The sequence below is a fragment of the Porphyromonas sp. CAG:1061 genome (genome assembly GCF_000435035.1).
Lineage (GTDB): Bacteria > Bacteroidota > Bacteroidia > Bacteroidales > Porphyromonadaceae > Porphyromonas_A > Porphyromonas_A somerae.
The window spans coordinates 1-2,230 of record NZ_HF988815.1 but is presented as its reverse complement, the minus strand read 5'-3'; the positions used below and the strand labels follow the sequence as shown (position 1 = coordinate 2,230).

Here is a 2,230-nt window from a genome sequence, read left to right as displayed (position 1 = left end):
GAGCATTCCTTGATCGCTACCCTTCCGAGCTATCGGGCGGACAGAAGCAGAGGGTAGCTCTTGCCCGTGCCTTTGTCCAATCACCCGACCTCCTTCTGATGGACGAACCTTTCTCAGCACTTGACATCTCCACTGCCACTCGCAGTAAGGAGCTATTCAAAGCTTTCCAAAAGGAGCTGGGGGTGACCACAGTGATGGTGAGCCACAATCCGCAAGAGATAGAGGGACTCACGGATCGGGTGATTATCCTAGGGGGCTCCCCAGGCGAGGTGATAGCCGATACCCATCTGCCCAATGCGGAACAAATCTTACAAGAGATCTTGAGGAATGAAAAGTAGTCAACGACTGAAGGCCCTACTCTACCGTACAGTGGTAGGACTGTTGCTCATCAATCTACTTTGGTGGGTAGCATCAATCACCCTCAGCAGTACCGCTATCATTTCTCCTCTGAAGGTCTATCAAGCCCTTCCCTCCCTCCTTTCGCAAGAGATGGGGCGACACCTGTGGGCAAGTCTTTATAGAGTACTTCTGGGGCTACCGATCGCCTTTGTACTAGGGATGAGTATGGCCTACGCCATGTACCGCTGGCACCGATTTGGGAGGGTGATGAGTGCCTTCACCTATCTCGCCTATCCTATTCCCAAGCTGGCACTACTCCCCATCGTGATGCTGATTGCGGGATTGGGCGACGGGGGTAAGATCACTATGATTGTGCTGATCATCCTCTTTCAGATCATCGTCAATATCCGAGACAGTCTCTACAATATTCCTCGTGAGAGTTTTCTTATCACCACCTCCTTAGGGGCTACAAGTTGGCAAGTCTACTGGCACGTACTACTACCGGCAACGCTTCCCGATACCCTTTCTACCCTAAGAGTGGCGATCGGGACAGCTATTTCGGTGCTTTTCGTCACCGAGACCTACGGTACGGACAAAGGGATGGGCTACTTTATCATCGACTCCTGGATGCGCTTTGACTACATCTCTATGTATGGAGGGATAGCGATACTGAGTATTGCGGGATTTCTGCTCTTCCTCCTTACCGACCTACTAGAGCTCCTTCTTTGCCCTTGGCAAGAGCTCTCGCCTAGTGACAAGTAACATCATTATTATATCACAAGAAACATGAAAAGAATTACATTACTTATTACCACACTACTCCTTGTAGCAGGTACCGCATCGGCTCAGAAAGAGAGCTTTGCTAATCGTATTACAATCAAAGGATACGGTCAAGTCTATGCCGAAGGAGGCTATTACGACAACGACCAGAAGCTCGGCACCGTTGGCATCAATAAGATAGAGGTCCTAGGACTTGGCCGGATTACCGACCAATGGAGCATGGGTATCACAGTGCAATTTAATAAACCAGTGATGCTCAAGGACCTCTACATGCAGTACGCTTTTATGCCAGAGCTAAAGGTGAAGATTGGGCAGTTTAAGACCCCTTTTGGACATGAAAACCAAATCGCTCCTTTCCTTAATTCGCTCGCCATCGGTGGGAGTATGCCTACCGTTTACTTTGCTGGTGTAGGCATGGACCCGCTCTACTACGGTACTGCAGGCCGTGATATGGGTATTGAGCTATCGGGCGATCTATTCAAAAACATCGTTTCTTACAAGGTGGTAGCGATGAATGGTCAAGGAATGAATGCCACAGACCTCAACCTCGGGAAGCTACTCGGTGGCTCTCTCTACATTCGTCCAATAGAGGGGCTTAGCCTACATACCTCCTACCTTGGTGGAAAACAGGTAGCTATGGGTGCTGCCAAAGGAATCCAAGCGGGCGAAAGCTATATGCGACACCGTGTCAGCGCAGGCGTTATTGCCAATTACCAACCGATTAGCCTCTCTACAGAGTATATGTATGGCCGCGATAAAGATGTTAAGAGCATGGGTGCCTACCTCACAGCCGCCGTTCATCTACCCAAGCGTTATGATCTAGTAGTCAGCGGTGACTATCTACAGCCTGATATGGACCAGTCGGGCAAACTATTTACCGCCACACTAGGGGTAGACAAGTGGTTCTACGGCAATTGCAGGGTACAGCTACAGTACCGCTACACCCACCCTACCGATCAGGTGATGCTCCCAGTAGCTAAAGGCCACACCCTCCGGACTCAATTCCAATTCGCCTTCTAATTAAAGGCCCCTATAAATCAATATAGTCTAACCCAGGGGTTACGCATTAGAAAGGACTTGTCAAGTAGTATTCATCTGAGTATCTATGGTT

At 49.5% G+C, this 2,230-nt stretch carries 3 protein-coding genes; all 3 read left to right on the top strand.

What is annotated here, in order from left to right:
• Positions 1–338: ATP-binding cassette domain-containing protein (locus QVO39_RS00260; protein WP_288171157.1), on the top strand; the 338-nt coding region annotated here is incomplete at its 5' end.
• The gene (locus QVO39_RS00255) at positions 328–1,101 is read left to right on the top strand and encodes an ABC transporter permease (protein WP_021902515.1); all 774 of its coding nucleotides are present in this window, start codon (positions 328–330) and stop codon (positions 1,099–1,101) included. The genes QVO39_RS00260 and QVO39_RS00255, both read left to right, overlap by 11 nt.
• A 24-nt stretch (positions 1,102–1,125) precedes the next feature.
• Complete coding sequence (locus QVO39_RS00250; protein ID WP_021902514.1) at positions 1,126–2,139, top strand: putative porin; 1,014 nt, start codon at positions 1,126–1,128, stop codon at positions 2,137–2,139.
• Positions 2,140–2,230 lie beyond the last annotated feature (91 nt).